Here is a 19,782-nt window from a genome sequence, read left to right on the forward strand (position 1 = left end):
CGCGCCTATTCATCAGCCCCACTTATCTGAAGCCTTTGTAAAGCCATCTGCCTAACTCCCTGAAACAGGGGTATCGTACAGACAGTTGTCAGCCTAATTCCCCGATTTGGGATCTTAGACAGAGAGATTTCAGCCTAATTGCCCTCTGCGGGGTAGATAGGCAGATGGGATCAGTCTAATTAATAGTTAGCTGGCTCCAAGTTATCTGTAGGACGGTATCTGAAACCACTGGTTGAGCATAAAGTTTTCAAGCGACCCCCGTCTCAAGGGCATTAGTTCGTGTATACTTCTTGTCCAGAGTCAACGTTGGGAAAGCAAATGGGCAAGGTAATTGCATTTGGGTGGTACGGTGGAAAATTTAATCACCTAAACTGGTTGCTTCCTTTATTGCCCCAAGCGACCCACTATTGTGAGCCGTTTGCAGGCTCCGCTGCTGTACTACTCAACCGGGAACCCTCTCCAGTTGAAACCTACAATGACATAGATGGAGAAGTCGTCAATTTCTTTCGAGTTTTGCGCGACCAGCAAGAAGACCTGATTCGAGCAATTGGGCTAACGCCGTTTTCTCGAGAAGAACTGAGAATTGCAGTTGAAGAACCCATTGATAATCTTTCGGAATTAGAAAGGGCGCGTCGTTTCTTTGTCCGTGCTCGTCAAGTGAGGACTGGCCTTGCACAGACAGCCAGTGCTGGAAGATGGGCACACTGCAAGCTGACCAGTCGAGCGGGCATGGCAGGAGCAGTTTCTCGTTGGCTTGGAAGTGTTGAAGGACTATCCGAGATTGTGCAACGGTTGTTGCGAGTTCAGATAGAAAACGCGACTGCTATCGAAGTGATTCAGCGATACGATAGCGAGGAAACTTTGTTCTATTGTGACCCTCCCTATCCTCATGATTCGCGGGGCGATATTCATGCTTATGGGTATGAAATGACTGACAACGATCACCGGGAACTTGCCGAAGTTCTGACTAACCTTAAAGGTAAGGTTGCTTTGTCCGGCTACCGTTGTGAATTACTAGATAAACTCTACAAAGACTGGAACTGTATTGAATCTCCGTCAAAACAATGTTTATCAGTTAAACAACCTCGAACGGAGATACTTTGGACTAATTATGATGTTCCAGGGGATATGAGTAAATGGCAGAACCAACTGAAATCCTCGATGCCGCTCTTCGACGCGCTAATGCAAACCTAGAACAGTCACTCGTTTCTGATCCGCAGATTAGAGAACGTGCCGACTATGTTGCCCGTAACCTCAAGAATCGGGCAGGAGTACGTCTTTTGATGGCTTGTTTACTGGCAAAACTTCACCGTCCTGATGTCGATATCAGGAAACCATACACGGAAATTGGAGATACTGACGCCTTCTCAGGCAGAACTTACGATGAGCGTTATATTACAACTTTTATTAATGAACATAATTTGCCATGCAATAGCACAACTGCTTTTCTTACACCCGCGTTACGGAACCGAAATACGACGCTAACTAAAGATGTGAATCTCGTCGGTAAACCACCGCAATTGTATCAGGCGGTACTCAGTCTGCTTGATGATGTTTACGGGGGGCGCGTGAGCGCCGATACTCTGATTGCCGAGATAGTCAGATTGCTTTTAATCGATAGAAATGAACGCCAGCAGCGCATTGAAGCATTAGTTGCAACGCTGAATACCACCAAAGATGCCGTGCCTTTGTCTTCTGAGGATATTGTCAACCTGATTGAAAAACACATGAGCCTCAAAGGAACGAGCCGTCTTTCTGTCCTTGTCGTAGCTGCTGCTTATCAATCTGCTGAAGAGTTTCTCGGAGAAAGAGTTCTCACACTGCAAGCACATAATGCTGCTGACATACAGACGGGTGCTTTAGGGGATGTTGAAATTACTCTTATTGGAGACGATGAAGTTATAACCAGTTATGAGATGAAAAATAAGCGAGTTAGTCGTGAAGATATAGACCGCGCCTTACAGAAATTGCTCTTAAGCAATAGGCGAGTCAACAATTATATTTTTATCACAACTGAGCCAGTGGACGAGGAAGTTCAAGACTACGCACGATTCTTGTACCATGAAACTGGAGGTATTGAGTTTGTCATTTTAGACTGTATTGGTTTCATCCGACATTTTCTACATCTGTTTCATAGGTTGAGAACTAGATTCCTTGAGGCTTATCAAGCATTGATTTTGTCAGAACCTCAAAGTGCTGTGAGCCAGCCAGTCAAAGAAGCTTTTTTGGCAATGAGACAAGCAGCAGAAACAGGGATAGAGGAGGAGTAGAGATGAACTTTAGTAAGTGACAGCCAGCTAACAAGACGATGAAGCGGACGGGCGAGAGATCTTGGCTGTGATGCAAAGGTTACCTGCCGCCGCTTATCTTTGTCGTTAGCCCTCAGCGTTTGGTTCAGTCAGCTTACGGGTGAGTAGGCGATTCGCCCCCTAATTGCGAAGATTTAGTGCTTCGAGATCTCGGTCAACCCGAAGAGTCCCAGACGCTTTCGGGTGAGTCGCTAAGGTTCAGTAACGATAAGCTTGGGTCAGCCGTTCGAGGTTCCGAGAGGTATCGGGGGGCGATCGCCGAAAGGTGCGGGTGCTGAGAGAGACGGGCGATCGCCCAGAGGTGCGGGTGCTGCCAGATGAGGGCGATCGCCCAGAGGTGTTGGTGTTGGGAGATGAAGGGCGATCGCGAAGGCTAACATAAACTGTGTTGCAGCGGATTGACCGAAACCGCTTGGGTTGGATGCAAAGACCTCGGCAACCGCTGACCCGAACCGTTAGAACCAGTCGATTCCCCAAGTCGCAAAACCCCCAAATCTCTTCCAGGGATTGAAACGGTACGGGATTAGAAAGGCTTCCACTTTCACGGCGGATACTTTGGACGTATGCCGCGATACGGGCGGCGTGGTGGCCCGCGTTTCGTCCGCTACGTCAAACGGACTCTTCAGGCGGCCAGTTTTTTGGATTCAGTTCCGATGAGTCTTTAAGAGCGTTTAAGTTTGCCTGCGGGATGGGGCTAGTGTGGCTGTCAATCAGGCGACTGGGAAGGGCACGTAGCGGGCGGAAACGGGGCGGATAGAATAGCGCTGAGGAATTCTGTAGCCAGTTCCTATTTGCTGGACAAATGTAACCAAAAACGCAGCGGTGAAGCAGATCCGGTTTTGGGACTGGTGAAGCACGGATACGACAATCAGGGGCACTTGAAAGTTTGTCGCCGCTGGATAAAGCGATACTATAAAAACCTGGTGATAGGGTTCGGAGCATACATAATAAAGGGGCGATCGCATTCCGATCGCCTTTCTTTGTTTACAATGGGTTTCTACAAACCGTAGTCTTAAAAATCACTGGAAACGCCATCAGGCTGCTGCCAAGCGATTATGGTAGACCCCATCGACGATATCGAGCGTCAGGCACGTCAAGGAAGCGTGTCGGCGATCATTCAGGTGCTGAACGAACGGCTGGCGGATGCTGGCGTGCGGACTCGTGCGGTGCTGGATCACGGCGTGCTTCAGCTTTTGTGTGAGGCGGAGACGCTGGAACAGTTGGAACAGCAGTCGCTCGTTGAAGATGTCCGCTACATCTTGGAGCGGCTCAGTCCCAATGGCATTCGTCGTGTCAATATCAACAGCCGTATTGTGCGAGAGCAGCAGCTTCTCTGGCTTGAGGATATCCAGCGCGACCCCAAAAAACAACTCCTCTGGTCGCAAGAAATTACCCTGCCCCAGCCCAACCCGCTCCAGCGCATGGTCGAAGACTGGCGCTATAACCGAATGCTCGACATTGCTAAACCTGCGGCCCAATCCCCCACCGAGGCACACGCCAAGCAACAGTTTTGGCGGGGCATTTTGATTGGCGGGCTGAGCCTGGGGGTGCTGGCGCTGCTGGTGGGCTGGGCCCTGGCCGACTGGCTGGGCATTCCTCTTCCCAAACCAATGGAGCAGGTCGTCGCGCCTGCCTCGCCAGTGGAGTCGTCCCCGTCCCCTGCGCCCGCCCCCACGCCCGATCCCTTTGTCCAGGCGGTGCGGCTGGCAGAGGCGGCCGTGCGCGATGGGCAAACGGCGCAAACCTCGGCCGACTGGCTAGATCTGGCCAGCCGATGGCAGCGAGCGTCCGATCTCATGGCCCAAGTGCCCGCCACCGACAGCCGCTATACCACTGCCCAAAACCGCGTCGTGCTTTACCGGGAGAACAGCAACGCCGCACTGCAACAGGCGGATCGACTGCGGCAAGGCGGCGGCAATTAGCCTGCAACCGGGCGCTGGGCGATCGCCCGCTTTCGAGCAGGGCTTAGCGTGAGAGAGCATCTTTTCTGCGACACACTTTCCACGAAACTCTTTCCACGAAATTCTGAAACTCTATGGCGATTCGGATTGGGAACGGCTACGACATTCATCGACTGGTGGGCGATCGCCCCCTCATCCTGGGCGGCGTTAAGATAGACCATGAACTAGGGCTGCTGGGCCACAGCGATGCCGATGTGCTGACCCATGCCATCATGGACGCGATGCTGGGAGCGCTCAGCTTAGGCGATATTGGGCACTACTTTCCGCCCACCGACCCGCAGTGGGCCGGAGCCGACAGCCTGAAGCTGCTGGAACAAGTCCACGCGCTAATTCAGTCACAAGGTTGGCAGATCGGAAATATCGATTCTGTCATCGTGGCAGAACGGCCCAAACTGAAGCCGCACATTAAAACAATGCGCGATCGCCTCGCCACCACCCTCCAACTCGCCCCGGATCAAATCGGCATCAAAGCCACCACCAACGAAAAGCTGGGCCCCGTCGGACGAGAAGAGGGGATCGCGGCCTACGCAGTGGCTCTGCTGATGCGAGCGTGACGGCATTATCCAGCAACCGTATCTCGTCCTCCCTCACCCCAAGATCTCGTTACCTACCCCTTCCAGACCATGGCCCACGAACCTCCCCAGCGCCTCAAGCAAAAGCTCCTCTTTCAGGGACGCAAGTTCAACTTTGAGGTGAGCCGCCTGCGCCTGCCAAACGGAGCCGAGGGCGATTGGGAATGTGTGCGGCATCCGGGCGGGGCAGTGGCCGTGCCCATGACGGCAGAGGGCAAGCTGGTGCTGGTGCGGCAATATCGCTTTGCGGCATCGCGGCGACTGCTGGAGTTTCCCGCAGGCACGATCGAGAAAGACGAAGACCCACTAACCACTGCCCAGCGCGAAATCCAGGAAGAGACCGGTTACAAAGCCAGCCAGTGGCACAAGCTGGGGCAGTTTTTCCTGGCTCCGGGCTATTCCGACGAGATTATCTATACTTACCTAGCGACGGAGTTGGAGAAGCTAGACACGCCGCCGGGATTGGATGAAGATGAGGATTTGGAAACCCTCTTGTTGACCCCGCAGGAGCTAGAGCAAGCCATCCTAGACGGGGAAGCAGTGGATTCCAAGTCGATTTCCAGCCTGCTGCTGCTGCGCTCCTACTTGCAGGCTCGGCAGTTGGGCTGAGGTTGATTTTGGATTTTAGATTGGCAGTTTTAGATTAGCGATTTTTAGATTGGCTTTTAGATGGCGAGTCTAGGAGGCTGCAAGGCTTCTCGTGATTTCATTTGGAACGCCGTTTGCAAGACTTGAATAGAAGCGCCTCGTTCATGATGAGGCCGTGGCTCTGTCCAGATTTCTGCAACCTAAAACCTGATTTCTCTGCATCATGAGTCGCCGCCTGATTTCCTCCGGTTCCTTTTTTGAACGTGAAGTCGCCTATTCTCGCGTCGTGGTGGAGGGCGATTGGGCGTTTGTGTCGGGCACCACGGGCTACGACTATCGCACCATGACGATTTCGGACGACGTAGTAGAGCAGGCAGAGCAAACCCTGAAAAATATCAGCGCCGCCCTAGACGAAGCCGGGTTTTCCCTGGCGGATGTGGTGCGCGTTCGCTATATCGTGCCCAACCGAGAAGACTTTGAACCCTGCTGGCCTGTGCTGCGAAAATACTTCGGAAAGATCCGCCCCGCTTCGACGATGATCGTGGCGGGATTAGCCGATTTGAATATGCGAATAGAAATCGAAGTGACGGCCTATCGCCCTTCCTGACCTGAGATTGGGGAACTTGGGGATGCGTGTGCTGTGTTGTGGAAGGAGAAGACGCGGGGGTTTTGGATTTTGGATTTTGGCGGTCGAGTCTGTCAATCCAAAATCCAAACTCCCCAATCCCCAATCGAAAATTTCAGGTGGTGGATTATCGTAAAGGATATAAAAAAGGTAAAGCTGTCATATTCGTAGATTTTGGGGGAGTAGGCTCCATGACCATCGAGATGACCCGTCCAACCTGTGGGTCTCATGACATCTCCAAGAACCGTCCACGATTATAATCGCCGTGTCAGAGAGAATCTGACAGAACAGGGCAGGCTCAACGTTTCCTCTGTCCTTTACTAAAAGGTACTACCCTCTAAGGTTAGGTAGATTCAGTAGGGTATCAAGGTGAAAGTCCATAGCGGCTACAGTCCGACTAACTGTAATGTAGTTTACAGGAATCACCTGAAACCCAGAAGAGCTGCTCAGGTTCACTATTTTGACTGTTAACAGGGCGAACAGGGACAATGCCAGAAATGAAATCCTCGCTCCATGCCGGTTCAATTGTGCTTGGAGGACTTGCTTCAATTCGCTATATTAGCTCATAGGGTTTCTACAGAGTGTGGTAACTTTGATGAGACCCTACCCTCCTCATTTCAAGCTTTTTGTCCCGTACTAAGACCGCGTTGACCGATAGCCCTGAGGAGTTTTCCCTGTCCAGCGTTTGAAAGCGCGGTTAAATGCGCTCGGCTCTGAAAAACCTAGCAAGAACGCAATATCGTGAATTGAAAACGTCAGGTTTTCCAGATGCCGCAGCGCTAGATCTTGTCGAGTTTTATCGAGCAATTTTTGAAACGAAGTTCCTTCTGCTTTTAGTTCTCGTTGGAGATGGCGGGTACTAATCGAGAGTTTAGAGGCGATCGCCTCGATTTTGGGAAGTTCTCCCTTAAGATGCTCTGCAATGAGATAAGTAACTTTTTGGGTGTAGCGATCGCTCCCGTTCAGTGTCCCCAACATCGCGTCTGCCTGCTGCTCAAAAAGAGGGAGTAAATTCACATTGCTGGACAACACAGGCCAATCTAGATATGCCGCATTAAAAGCCAGACGGTTGAACGGCATTGAAAACTTCAAATCAGTTTGAAAAATGCGCTGATGCTCCGATAAATCCGCAGGAGGAGTATGGCGAAATGCAACCATTGATGCCCGAAGCTCTCTACCTGTGAGTAATTTAATCGCAGATAAGGTCGAGACAAATGTACATTCAGTATCGTAACGCCATTCTTCTCGTTGGTCATGCTGGATTGTCAATTCAGAATTAAAGTTGTACTCAAAAAAGGCCATTCCTTCTGAAATTGAAAGTCGGCTGGGCATCCCCTGGCAAAAGAGAGAGCTGTAGCGACAATATTTCTCGAAGACTTCGGCCAGGGTTGCACAATTCAACAAGATGTACCCAACAATTCCATAGCTGCCTAGATTAAATGCTTCCCCAAAATGGAGACCCAGATTCTCGTCTTCTGTCTGTTTTACAACCTCTCGCCATACAGCATAGTGGACAGAAGGCACGATTCGGTGATCCGGGGTTGTCAGTGCGACTGGATCGAGTCCGACCTTAGAACAAAGCTGCTCAATATCTATCCCCTGATAAGCTGCAAACTGAATCAGGCTACGAGTCAGATACCCAGAGACCGTTTTTTGTTGCATCGATCTACCCCCTGTTAAACCCGAACAACGACTTTTCCAGTCACCTGTCTTTGCTCAAGTTTGGACATAGCAGAAGGTAGCTCGTCCAGGGAATAGATGTGGTCAATCAAAGGAGCGATCGCTCCTGACGCAAGCCAGTCTTTCAAAATTTGGAGATCGGCTTGATTGGGAGTAGAGACCAATGTGGTGACTCTACGACGGCTGAATTTTGAAATCAAAGATCCGAGGAGCAAAATTTGAAACAATCGGGCTATAGATCCCCCAACTAAAACATAGGTTCCACCGGGTTTCAGAATCGAGAAATAATCAAAAACTGAGCGATAGGCAGCCGCATCCAAAATCAGGTCGTAATCAATACCGCTTTGAGTAACATCAATTTGGGTGTAATCAATAATATGATCTGGGCCGAGCGATCGCACCTTATCTATTTTTTCTGTACGACACAGAGCCGTAACTTCTGCGCCAAAGACTTTGGCAATCTGTACCGCAAACGACCCTACACCACCAGATGCACCACTGATGAGTACCTTCTGTCCGGGCTGAATGTGTCCGCAGTCTCGAAGCCCCTGCAATGCTGGCAATGCGGCTCCAGGAACGGCGGCGGCTTCCTCAAACGAAATAGTGTTAGGCTTCAAAACCAATGCTGATTCTGCTGCACAAACAGACTCGGCAAATGCTCCAAAGCCGCACTCAGAGAGATCGCCAAAGACCTCATCACCGGGCTTAAATTGGGTGACATCATTACCAACAGCTTCAACTCGTCCGGCTACGTCAAAACCGAGAATTTTTATCTTGGGCTGACGCAACCCGCCGTAGATTAGGCGAGTGATCAACGGCGTGCCCCGCATCAGGTGCCAATCTCCCGCATTAACCGACGTGGCATACACTTTTACCAACACGCCCTGATTCGACACGATCGGCTTATCTACTTCTTCCAGGTTCAACACCTCCGCCGAACCATATTCAGAACGGGCGATCGCCTTCATTTTTTCATTTGTTGTTTCATTAACCAAGTTTGTCCCTGAGGTGGAGCGACGCGAGGATGTTGCGGGCATAGATTTTTAAGGTTTGTAGGGAAATAGGGGTGAAGCGGGCTTGGCATTTTGAGCTAGACTTACAGCGTATGTCTGTGCATAAAGCCAGTTTAACTTACGCCGTAAGTTTGTCAAGCTAATCGCACGACATCCCCATCTATGGAGGCTAGAGCGATTGGTGGCAAGGCAATGCACCATAAAATCGATGGCTAAGACAGAGACCAGTTCCACATCAACTCCAGCTCCGTTAAGTCGGGAGCGGATTTTGCAGACGGCCCTCCGCATAGCAGACGAAGGGGGGCTTGAGGCTCTTTCGATGCGAAAGGTTGCCCAAGAATTAGGCGTGAAAGCGATGTCGCTGTATAACCACGTTGCCAACAAAGACGACATAGTTGATGGGATTGTGGATATGGTCGTCAGAGACATTGAGTTGCCTCGCTTTGACTTGGATTGGAAAACTGCCATGCGGCGACGGGCGCTTTCGGCCCACGAGGTCTTGCTAAAACACCCCTGGGCAGTGATGGCCATCATGTCACGCATCAACGTCGGCCCAGCGATGCTGCGCTATGTCGACAGGACGATCGGTTGCCTGCGGGAAGCGGGATTTTCCTGGGAGATGGCGGATCATGCGTGGAATGCTATCGACAGCCATATTTACGGATTTACCCTCCAGGAACTCAACTTTCCTATCGAAGCAACCGAATATGCCGAGACGGCAGAAAGCTTTATTTCGTACATTCCACCAGATCAGTACCCCTACATGCATCAACTGTCGCGTTACATCATGGATGGCCGTTATAACGGTCTACATGATTTTGAGTTTGGACTCAATTTTATTCTGGATGGGCTAGACAAGTTGCGCGATCGCAGTTGAGGGCGATCGCCCGCAGGACAGGACGCAATCGGCCAATTGATTGGCGCGAATGGTCAATGAGAAAAAAATTGCTCTGCTTAGCATGGTTATAGTCTTCATTTGCGCTTTACCTGTTCCGCAAAAGCAGGACGATGATGGCTACAGTTCATTCCGTGCGATTTGGTAAGGATTGTAGTCAATAACCACCAGCCAGCGATGCCTAAATTAGCACTGCTGACCTGTTTCCATCCTTGTTTCTCAGCAATCAATCTATGTCACTGACAGATAATACGCTTGCAACCGCCAACAACTTGGGAAACCTTTCAAGCCCAGTCAATATTTCTGATGTGATTGGTGGAACCGATCCAGTTTCCTACTACAAATTCACCCTCTCTCAAAATAGCGATATCGCTGGATTTGTGGACTGGGGAGTGCAATCTGGCACTCCTCCATTTCTACGACTGGTGGTCGATTTTAATGGCAATGGCTTCGTTGAAGATAACGAGCGCATTAGAACACTTTCGGCAGGAGGAGATACATCATTTTTCCAATCATTGCCGCTTGGAACCTACTACCTCGAAGTCGCGACCGGCAACTTTTTGACGCGCGACTACAGTATTCAGTTGAGTGCTACACCTAAACCAGGTAACGTTTCTCCCGATCCGGGCACTACGTTTGGTCAAGCTTTTGACCTGGGCATACTCTCAACGCAGCGTGTCCTCAAAGATTATGTTAGTAACGTCATCGATCCCGTTGATACCTACAAGTTCACCCTGTCTCAAAAAACCAATATCGGTGGTTTGATCAGTGGAACGACAGAAAACCTGAGACTTTTCTTTGCGGCAGATACCAACGGGAACGGGGTCTATGACTCGAATGAAACCCTGGGCACCTTTGGCGGCGGCTCCAACACAACTTTTTCTATCACGCTGGCTCCAGGAACTTACTTCTTGCAAGTGGCGAATCCTCGCAGTTCTGTACTAACCGCAACTCAGTATGAGTTAACGCTCAACCCGGTTCCTGATTTTAGTGGCGACGACACTCTCACAGGTACGCCAGGCCAGGACGTAATCAACGGCTTTGCAGGTAACGATGTCATCTCTGGGCTGGATGGTGGCGATCGCCTGCTTGGAGAGGTCGGGAACGATCGCCTGTTGGGCGGAAATGGCAATGATGTCCTCACAGGCGGTGACGGTAACGATACCCTCATTGGCGATAACGGTAAAGATAAACTGTTGGGGGGCGCTGGGAACGATCGGCTAATAGGCGGCCGAGGCAAAGATATGTTGAAAGGTGGTCTAGGCGCTGATACCTTCGTGATTGAATCGTTCAAGGGGCCAGATGCAATTCTGGACTATAAAGACGGTATCGATAAGCTTTTATTGAGTGGTGTTCGGTTTGGCAATCTCATCTTTACCCAAAAGAATAGGAACGTTTTGATCAGTGATGGAAACAAAGTCCTCGTTGAACTTCGAGGGGTAGATGTTGATGTTCTCAATCGCCTCGATTTTATCGTCGCTTAGTGCAGAATCGATAGCCATCGAACATGTTTCACGCTGGTGAAATACAGGGGGTGTAAGGGTCGTTTTCCCACGTAGAGGATTACACCCCTACGCCCCTAAATTTATACCTTGTTAGCACGGATCTCTAGCTACGGGCGATCGCCCACGATTCTACTGGGCATTTTTAGATAAACCAAAGATAAACAAAATTTCTGACGAATTCGGAATTGCCTCTTTCGAGAGTGAAGGCACAGATAGTGTTCCCCCCGCTTCGCTGCAAAAGACAACATTCATCCCGTTAGAGCGCACCACAACACCCAAACTGTCTGGCATTAACGCCGAACTGGTGCTGCTTTAACCCTTGCCCCCTCTGCTGCCCCTCTACGAATTGATCTTCAATATCTGTATCCCAACAAACTTCTAGTTAATTGCCGATTTTGCCTTGCAATCGGCTCTCCGTGTTGCGCTGGATATTGAGTGGATTGAGACTATTGGTTTAGCACAGGTGATGCCCAATCTCAGACATTCTGGGGCTTGGGCAATGTTCTGCATGTATTTTTTGCAGACTCAGCTTTTTGCAGATTCAGCGGAAGTTTATCTCGACATTCTAAATCCTTACTTCAAGCAACAGGAGACAAGCCCCCATGTCCATCCTCGAACGGAATTTTGTCAAAGTCTATGAACCCTCTAGCGCCGCCGCTGGATCTGCACAAAAGACCTATGTCTATACGACTATGGTGCGCCATAACGGAACGGTGATTGCCTTTGCGATGGATAGCGATCGCCACATTCATTACACAGTTCTCGACATGGAACGCGCCAACGTTTCAACCTCTCTGGATAAAGCATTTTGGGATATTGAGCCAAAAGAATTGATCTTCCCTGATGAACTGGCGATCGTTGGCGTGTCAGTTGCGGGCACGCATCGGATGCCACTCGTCAATCGTCACGGAGTTGAACTGCCAGCAGGAACGATCATCGAACCCAAAGAGCGAGATAGTTTTAAGTCCACAACTGCACGCCTCAGCGCCAGCTTGCCGAAAGGAGATCTGAATGGATTTCGACCGTTTCAAGTCCTGTCAGATGAACAGTATGTGTATGTCTTTCGGCAGTCGGCAGCACGCACCGCGCCCGACATGGTGTGGCGGACAGACGCACGCGGCGAAATCCTGAAAGATTCTCAGGGACAGCCGATTCCCGTAGCCGACAACACGCTGCTGATGGATCGGTTTGTGTTTACGGGTGGACAACTCCAGCCCAAGCTGGAAGTACGCTATCAGCGCAGCCGCCGCAAAGACTCGCCCGCCAGCCGCAAGGACGGACTGGGCTACGAAGATCTGGAAAAGAAAGCCTTTTACGAGCCGACTCAAACGCTTGACTTTGTTCGCAATTTAACGAACGGCTGGTTTACGGTACTGCTGCTGCCGACAGCAATTCCCGATGTGCAGCGCTGGCAAATTTTTGCCTACAATCGGCTCACCCAGCGGTTTGATTCTTTTAACATCGAGCGATCGCCCAACGGCTCCTTCAACACCCGCGGCACGCAGTATTACACCAGTCCCAAACCAGAGCATCAGCAGGACGTGTTTGAACGGCAACCGGGCACCTGTCCTTTTTCGGGCGAACCGCTGATTCCGCTGCTGAGCCAGTCGGGCTTTGCCGAGTCGGCGCTGCTGCTAGATGGCGTGGATGATGCCGTGTCGATGCGCTCTAGAGAGCGGCTAAACCTGTCGGGGATGAGTGGCTTTACGCTGGAGATGTGGCTGCTGGCTGACCCAGAACAAATTAGCGAAGCCAATTCCCAGGAAGAACCCACCGCCCAGTTCAACATTCTGGAAAAAGGCACGGGACGCGGCGAATGTCCCTATGCGCTGCGCTATCTGAGCAACGGCAAACTCGGCTTCTTCCGCACAGACGGGCAAAAGACGCTGGCACTCATTTCTAACCAGACGCTAACGGATGGACAGTTTCATCATGTGGCGGTGGTGCGGACATCCACGCCCCGCGCCGACCAGGAACACGCCGAGTTGCCCACGATTACGCTGTACATCGACGGGGTAGCCGCAGGCACGGTGGACGATGACCTGTCCCGCGCTCCGGTCAACGATGATCCGCTGTTCCTGAGCAACCGCACCGCCCAGGGCGATTATTTCAAAGGACAGATCGACGAGCTGCGGCTCTGGAGCCGCGTGCGATCGCCCCGTGAGCTAGAGATCGAGCGGCATCACCGACTGGTGGGCAATGAGCTGGATCTGGTTGGCTACTGGCGCTGCGACGAGGGCATAGGCACCGTGCTGTATGACCAGACGGATTTTGCCCAGCACGGGCAGATCACGGGCAGCGAGCATCCCTGGATCAAGTCGGAAGCGCCCGTGGGCGAACATCCGGGCATTCGTCGCTCCAGCTTTGCCTTTCAAAATCGCGCCGTGACGGCTGGCTGTACCTCGCTGTTTTATTACCAGCAGGAACCGGCCGAGGCAGGCTACACCGCTGGCGAGAAAAAGCCGATCAAGCGCAACGGCCGCGTCATGTTTGCCGTGCCGACGGAAGATCGCTCCACCGACACCGCCGCCAAGCCACTGATTGCCGTGCTGGACTTCGCCGTGTCGCGGGATGGCAGCCTGGCGCAAGTGCCCGACCTGCTCAACCTGAAGCAGCTCGAAGCCGCCAAAATTGGCGATCGCACCCTCAGCGAAACCCTGGAAGCATACAGCCAGCTCCAGCAAAATATGCAGCGCTGGACGAGCGATCGCGTCACCAAGACCACCGTTCTGGAGGGCGTGCGGGCAGAGCTGGCAAACTTCCCCATCTGCACAGGCGAAAAGCGCTATCAGCTCAACGCCTGGGATACGCGTGGAACGCAGTACTACAGACTGCTGTTTAGCGGCAAGGCTCGGACGATGGCTGCCCACATCCGCTTTGGGGCAGATGGGCTGACACCGGCTGAGGCGATCGCCGTTCGTCCTATCCAGCAGATCCTGAATCTTCCCGGCAATTGGGATGGGCTAGATACGCTGGTCACCTTCCGGACAGATAATCACGTCTACTTGTTCCGAAATGCGGATTGTCGGGTGAACTACAACTTCACTACACCGGTAGAAAATAAACATCACGGCTCATCCATTCAGGCAGAGTTTAATCCGCCGGGAATTGAGAGCGGGTTGGATTGGACGCAGGGTATTGATGCGGCTGTTCGAGTTGGTCAGGAAGTCTTCTTGTTCAAGGGCGATCGCTGCCTTCGATTTAGCAGTTGGGATAGCCAGCAGAGCTTAATCCGAACGCTTTTGAATAACGGCAACCCAGCCTATCAGCGCTATGCCACCCGTCAGATTTTCCCAGGTCTGCCAACAGACTGGACGCGCCTGGATGGTGTCATTTATCGCGCTGAAACGGGGCATCTCTACTTCTTCAAAGGCGACCAGTACGTCAAGCTGGGCTGGGATGGCGTGCCCCGGGAGCAATCCCCCGTTGCCCCGCTGCATTACACGGCACTGCGGCAAGATGGCATGGGATACGTCGCTGATTTTTATGAAGCGACAGCGGGCGAAATGCGGGCCGAGCGCGATCGCCTGGAATCGGAAATTGCCATTCTGAATCAGCAAATTGCCGAGGGCGATCGCCAGCTTGCTGCCCTGCGTCTGGCTATGCACCAGTTTGGGCAAGACAATCCCTTGCCGATGCCGTTTGTCTGCGCCGACCCGACCGGACTCACTGTGTCAGGTGCTGTGCTGGGCTTTGCCTGGACGAAGGACACACCGCTCTTGTTTGAAAGCGTCACGGGTCGCCTCAGCCTCTATTACCGGGGCACCAGCGACCAGTTCTTTGCCGCATATTACGACGTGGTGACGGGTCGCGCCAGCTTTAGCCAGCCCGAAACGCCGGGATTGCGCTGGATCGCCCGCGCTGCCGGGGCCGCCCTCGACAGCAGCCAGATTACCATCACAGCAGAGGATGCCGACACCTGCACCGTGGCGATTCAAAACGCGGCAACGGGCATTCAGGAACAATGGCAGCGAGTGCCGCGCGATCGCGCTCAGTTTGCCGCCGTGCTAAACGGCATGGCGCGTCCGGTTTATCTTGGCAAGCTCACCGAAGCCTTATCCGGCAGCGTCGCCCAGTTTGACCTGGAGAGCGCCGCAACGCATTCCCTCAAGGCGGGCGACACCCTGCTGATCGGCAGCGGCAAGACCAAAGCTGTCGTGCAGGCGGCGCAATCCGTGCTGCCCAAGGGAAAGGCTCCCGGCTTCCAGGGGCGATCGCTCTCGTTGAACGGTTCCACCGATTTTGTCGAACTCGCCACTGCCGAGGCGCTGGGCCTGCCCAACCGCAGCTTTACGGTGGAAGCGTGGATCAACCTGGCGGCCGATGCACCGAGAGATTGTCCCGTGTTGGGCAGTGCGGCTCCTCGTGTGGCGCTGCGGGCGCTGCACCTAACGATCCGCGATCGCCGTCCGTATCTGGGCTTCTTTGGTGAAGCAAACGACCTCAGCAGCCCCACCGCGCTAGAGCCAGACCGCTGGTATCACGTCGCCTGGCGCTACGACAGTGCCGCCCGCACCCAGTCCATTCTGGTGGATGGGAAACTCGTCGCCACGGCCGCCAACCGTTCCGCGCTGTTGGGCGGCGGGGCGCTGTTCATCGGGCAGTGGAATGGCGATCGCCACTTCAAAGGGCAAATCGGCGAACTCCGCATCTGGAACGAAGCCCGCAGCGAGGTGGAAATTGCCGCCGGAATGCGCCGCGTGCTGAACGACCCCACCGGAGCCACCTGGCAAACGCTGGCAGGAAGCTGGCGGTTTGCGCTGAGTGAGGGCCGCCTGGTGGCCCAGGACGACTCGCGTCATCAGCGCCACGGCAAGGTGTTGGGCAGTCCCGCTCTGCGCCGGGTCAATTCGCAGATGATGCAGGTGCAAATCGACCCCGTAACGCTGGCGTGCAAAGCTGACGAGGGCGTGTATCTGCTGCCCTACGACTACGACGCTCATGCCCAGGTCAACCAGATTGCGCGATCGCTCCAGGATGGTTCGCTGCTGTTTTTGGTTAATGGGGGCGACAATTTGGAGCCTGTGCAGCCAGGAACCGCTGTTCTCAGCGACGACACCCTCAGCAACCGCTGGGTCGCCGATGCCTATGGCTATGCGCTGTCTTTTGACGCGGCATCTCGCCCCGTGACGACGACGCAAAAGCTAGCGGATTATCAAACCGAAGCCAACCTGACGATGGAAGCCTGGGTGAAGCACGGTGCGTTTCCCAAAGGCTTTACGGAAATCCTGCGGCATCAGTCGGGGTCGCCGGCCACCAGCTATCGCCTGGGCATCAGTCACGACCTGGATGCGCTCCAGGAAAATGCGCCCATTTATCGCGTGTTTGCCGAAGTGGGTGGCAAGCTGATCTACACCGAGCCGATGGCATCGGCAAACCAGTGGCAGCATCTCGCGGCAGTGTTTGAGCAGGCTCATGCGCTGAAGTTTAAGGCGGGCGATCGCCTGGATTGTGGCAGCGACACAACGCTGGAACTGTCGGGCGACCTGACGATCGAGGCTGTCATTCGGCTAGATGACTTGGCTCAGCCCCAGGGCATTTTGACCAAAGGTAAGATACAAGACGGCAGTGATGATGACTGCACTTACTCCCTGTCAGTGAACAAAGAAGGGAAGCTTGTTTTCGCCTTTGAAGACAATCAGGATTCACCCGGAAATCACTTTCTAAAATCCTCATTTTCACTCCAGCCGAATCGGGTTTATCACATTGGTGTCACCCGCCAGCACCGCACCAAAACAGACGACAGCAATGCTCAGGTGACAGTCAAACAATGGTATGAATTCCATTTCTATGCACGCAGTCAGGAAGGTGTGCAGTACGAGATCTGGAAAGATATCAGCAAGATAGAAGATCCGGAGCGATTTGAAGGAACCGTCGGCAGCGGCAGCCAGCCCCTCGAAATCGGCTGGTCCATCTGCCAGACCGATCCGCGAGACTCGACGAAGATGGCGGCTCACACCTTCCGGGGCGAGTTGGGCGAGGTGCGCCTGTGGAGCCGCGCCCTGGCAGAATCGGAACTGGGCAAAGCCATCAAGGGGCGCGAAAAGGGGCTGGTGAGCTGGTGGCAACTGGAGGAAAACCAGGGGGCGATCGCCCAGGATGCCAAGGGCACAAACCACGCCACGATCTACGGTGCAAGCTGGGTCAAGAGCAGCGACCCCGAAGCCTCGCGCCTCCGCCTGTATCTCAACGGCGATGTCATCATGACCCACGTTTGGAGTGCAGACAACGCGCCCTACGGCTGGGGCAAGCAAAAGCCGCTGTTTGACGCGATGCCTGGGTTTGCGCTGGGTGCGGCAAAAGGAGAAGCGACCGCTAATCCCGCCTTGCAACGTCACGCCTTCACGGGCGAGCTGGATGAAGTTCGCATCTGGAAAGTTGCTCGCACGCTGGAGCAAGTTCAAGATAATCTGTTCCGCCCGATCGCGGGTGATTTTGAACAGCTCCTCGCCTACTACCACGCCAGCGAAGTGAGCAACACACTGCAAGATGGCTCTGGGCGCGGGCTGCATCTGGCGATTCCCGGCACCATGCCCGACTCGCCGCTGACAGATGCGACGCTAACTTACTTTGCCCTGTCTACGGCTCCCGTCAGCACGGAAACCGCGCAGGTTCGCAGCGCTCTGGCCCAGGTCAAGACCGACTTTCACGACGTGTTGACGAACGCGCCCGCCGTCCAAGAATACGGCGATATGCAATCCGATTCGGCGGGCAACCTGATAGGCGTGATGAAGCGCTGCTACGCCTACATTCGCAATGGCAAATGGCGACTGCTGACGGGCTACAAGGTCGGCGATCTGGAGATGGAGTGGGTAGGTCAGGCACAGTATGACCCGCAGTTGATCGGCTTTATCGAGGGTGCGCCGCCTGTGCCCAGCGAAAACCTGACGGTGCGCGGCGACTATGGAAACGTGAGCGCGGTGCAACTCACCGAAGCCGACCAGATGATGTACACCTACGCCAACACGCGCGATCGCAGCTATAAAACTGCCCTCAGCATGAAGCTCGGTGCTGGCTTTAAGGTGAAAAACGAGGCTGGGTTTGGGCTGGTGGTGGAAACCGTCAACACGAACCTGGTGATGGGCATCAAAGGCAACATGGAAACCAACACAAGCTGGCTGCAAGACAGCACGGTTAGTTTTGGCAAAACCACCAACACCCTCAGCCGTCTGGCGGCCCAGGGCGATTGGGAAGATGCCGCCCGTCCCCGCTATCCCGAACTGGGCAAGCGCTATGTGCCGAAAAACGTTGGCTTTGCGCTGGTGCAGTCGGAAACAGCGGATGTGTTTGTGATGCGGCTGAAGCATCGCGACCCGGCACGACGGGTGACGGTGGCCCTGCGGATGCAGCCCAACCCCGACATCCCCAAAGACTGGAACGTGATCATGTTCCCGATGAATCCCAAGTATGTGAAACAGGGGACGCTGGACGGGCGCGTAGGGCTGAATGCCGATGCGGTGGATTATCCCAACGCCAGCGACTCTAGCCCCGACCGCAGCTACTTCAAACCGATCGAAGCCTATGCCCTGAAGCAGCGCATCGAGCGAGAACAGAAGGAGCTAGAGTCGGACTATCGCAGCTTTGATGTGGAGCCAGCCGGAAAAAATGGCATGGGAAAAGGCTCGGCGATTCCGCTGGTGGGCAACAGCATCGGCGCGGCGATCGACGGCGGCATCGCCCTAAATAAGGAAGATAAGTTACCAGAGCTGACTCGGCGCAATTTGTTCAACACCTACGTTTGGACGGCAGATGGCGGTCTGTTTGCCGAGACACAGCAGTTTATGGAAACCCAGCAGGAGGTGATCGGCGGCACTTTCTCGCTGTCGGGGCAGATTGGAGCGTTTGTAGACTTCAACACGGCGATCGCCGGAGTTGCGGTGAACTTTGAGCTGGAGTCCTTCTGGGGCGGCAGCCAGACCCTCACCAAGACCAAGACCAGCGCCTCCCAAAGCTCCTTCGGAGTGACGGTGGATCTGGATGTGGAGCGCAACATCCAGGTCGCCAACCCGCAGCAGGCGGAACGGTTGGGTCTGTCGCTGTATGATGCCAAGGGCGATCGCGCCAAGTGTCCTGGGAAGGTCGATGGCTATCGGTTCATGACGTTCTATCTAGAGCCGAGCCAGGAACACTTTAAGGACTTTGAAAACAAGGTGATCGACCGGGCCTGGCTGGAACAGAGCAACGATCCGAATGCGATCGCCCTGCGTCAGTCGATCAAGCAAAAAGTCGGCAAGCCCTGGCGCGTCATGCACCGCGTCACCTACGTCAGCCGCGTGCTGCCCCGGTATGGCTCTCCCGCCGCCACGCCCGCCGAAGATACCCTGCGCGCCGCCAACATCGAAAGCAACTGGGAACTGATCAAACGGTTGGAACCCTACGTGCAGTCGAAAACACGCAGCTATGGGGAGCTAGCGGATGCCATTCGAGACGTGATTTCTCGGTTCATGCCAGAACTGGCCAGCGCCGAGAGCTACATCATCGAATACATGAGCCGCTACTACCAGGTCTTCCCAGATTCGGTGCTGCAAGGCCAGGTGCAATAAGCGACTTCCGGCAACCAATTGCCTGAGGGTTCTGTAAATCGTGGGGTGTGCTGCTCGCTCTTAGAGTGGCACACCTTTTTTGATTCACGCA

12 protein-coding genes are annotated in these 19,782 nt (G+C 53.7%); 9 read left to right on the forward strand and 3 right to left on the reverse strand.

The window, feature by feature from the left end; genetic code table 11:
• Positions 1–318 precede the first annotated feature (318 nt).
• Both IGS16_RS11320 and IGS16_RS11325 read left to right on the forward strand, forming a co-directional pair.
• On the forward strand, positions 319–1,194 hold the full coding sequence (locus IGS16_RS11320) for a DNA adenine methylase (RefSeq protein ID WP_297085499.1): 876 nt from the start codon (positions 319–321) through the stop codon (positions 1,192–1,194).
• Positions 1,137–2,270: a restriction endonuclease, SacI family gene (locus IGS16_RS11325; RefSeq protein WP_297085501.1), complete on the forward strand. Its 1,134-nt coding sequence runs from the start codon at positions 1,137–1,139 to the stop codon at positions 2,268–2,270. Before IGS16_RS11320 ends, IGS16_RS11325 begins: the two co-directional genes overlap by 58 nt.
• 237 nt (positions 2,271–2,507) lie before the next feature.
• Here IGS16_RS11325 and IGS16_RS11330 read toward each other — a convergent pair whose 3' ends face one another.
• Positions 2,508–2,786, reverse strand: a complete 279-nt coding sequence (locus IGS16_RS11330) for a hypothetical protein (protein WP_297085503.1) — start codon at positions 2,784–2,786, stop codon at positions 2,508–2,510.
• A gap of 578 nt (positions 2,787–3,364) precedes the next feature.
• On the opposite strand from IGS16_RS11330, the gene IGS16_RS11335 reads away from it, so the two are divergent.
• From IGS16_RS11335 to IGS16_RS11350, 4 genes are all read left to right on the forward strand, one after another.
• On the forward strand, positions 3,365–4,231 hold the full coding sequence (locus IGS16_RS11335; RefSeq protein ID WP_297085506.1) for a hypothetical protein: 867 nt from the start codon (positions 3,365–3,367) through the stop codon (positions 4,229–4,231).
• Positions 4,232–4,344: 113 nt separating this feature from the next.
• Positions 4,345–4,824: a 2-C-methyl-D-erythritol 2,4-cyclodiphosphate synthase gene (gene ispF / locus IGS16_RS11340; protein ID WP_172356556.1), complete on the forward strand. Its 480-nt coding sequence runs from the start codon at positions 4,345–4,347 to the stop codon at positions 4,822–4,824.
• A 69-nt stretch (positions 4,825–4,893) separates the two neighbouring features.
• Positions 4,894–5,451, forward strand: coding sequence for an NUDIX hydrolase (locus tag IGS16_RS11345; RefSeq protein WP_297078283.1), 558 nt, complete (start codon positions 4,894–4,896; stop codon positions 5,449–5,451).
• A 202-nt stretch (positions 5,452–5,653) separates the two neighbouring features.
• Entirely contained in the window at positions 5,654–6,037 is a 384-nt protein-coding gene (locus IGS16_RS11350; protein WP_297085508.1) for a RidA family protein, read from the forward strand.
• Between the two features lie 654 nt (positions 6,038–6,691).
• Here IGS16_RS11350 and IGS16_RS11355 read toward each other — a convergent pair.
• Together IGS16_RS11355 and IGS16_RS11360 are read right to left on the reverse strand one after the other, a co-directional pair.
• Positions 6,692–7,717, reverse strand: a complete 1,026-nt coding sequence (locus IGS16_RS11355) for an AraC family transcriptional regulator (RefSeq protein WP_297085511.1) — start codon at positions 7,715–7,717, stop codon at positions 6,692–6,694.
• 14 nt (positions 7,718–7,731) lie between these two features.
• Positions 7,732–8,703 (reverse strand): NAD(P)-dependent alcohol dehydrogenase, encoded by a 972-nt coding sequence (locus IGS16_RS11360; RefSeq protein WP_367185781.1) that lies wholly within the window; start codon positions 8,701–8,703, stop codon positions 7,732–7,734.
• Between the two features lie 253 nt (positions 8,704–8,956).
• On the opposite strand from IGS16_RS11360, the gene IGS16_RS11365 reads away from it, so the two are divergent.
• The 3 genes from IGS16_RS11365 (at position 8,957) to IGS16_RS11375 (ending at position 19,691) form a co-directional block, all read left to right on the forward strand.
• Positions 8,957–9,625 carry a TetR/AcrR family transcriptional regulator C-terminal domain-containing protein gene (locus IGS16_RS11365; protein WP_367185778.1) on the forward strand — a complete coding sequence of 223 codons (669 nt, stop codon included), beginning with the start codon at positions 8,957–8,959 and terminating at the stop codon, positions 9,623–9,625.
• A 251-nt stretch (positions 9,626–9,876) separates the two neighbouring features.
• Positions 9,877–11,127: a hypothetical protein gene (locus IGS16_RS11370; protein ID WP_297085517.1), complete on the forward strand. Its 1,251-nt coding sequence runs from the start codon at positions 9,877–9,879 to the stop codon at positions 11,125–11,127.
• Between the two features lie 623 nt (positions 11,128–11,750).
• The gene (locus tag IGS16_RS11375) at positions 11,751–19,691 is read left to right on the forward strand and encodes a LamG-like jellyroll fold domain-containing protein (RefSeq protein ID WP_297085519.1); all 7,941 of its coding nucleotides are present in this window, start codon (positions 11,751–11,753) and stop codon (positions 19,689–19,691) included.
• Positions 19,692–19,782: the final 91 nt, after the last annotated feature.

Origin of the sequence: Thermoleptolyngbya sp. C42_A2020_037 (assembly GCF_015272455.1) — a bacterium.
Taxonomy (GTDB): Bacteria; Cyanobacteriota; Cyanobacteriia; order Elainellales; family Elainellaceae; genus Thermoleptolyngbya.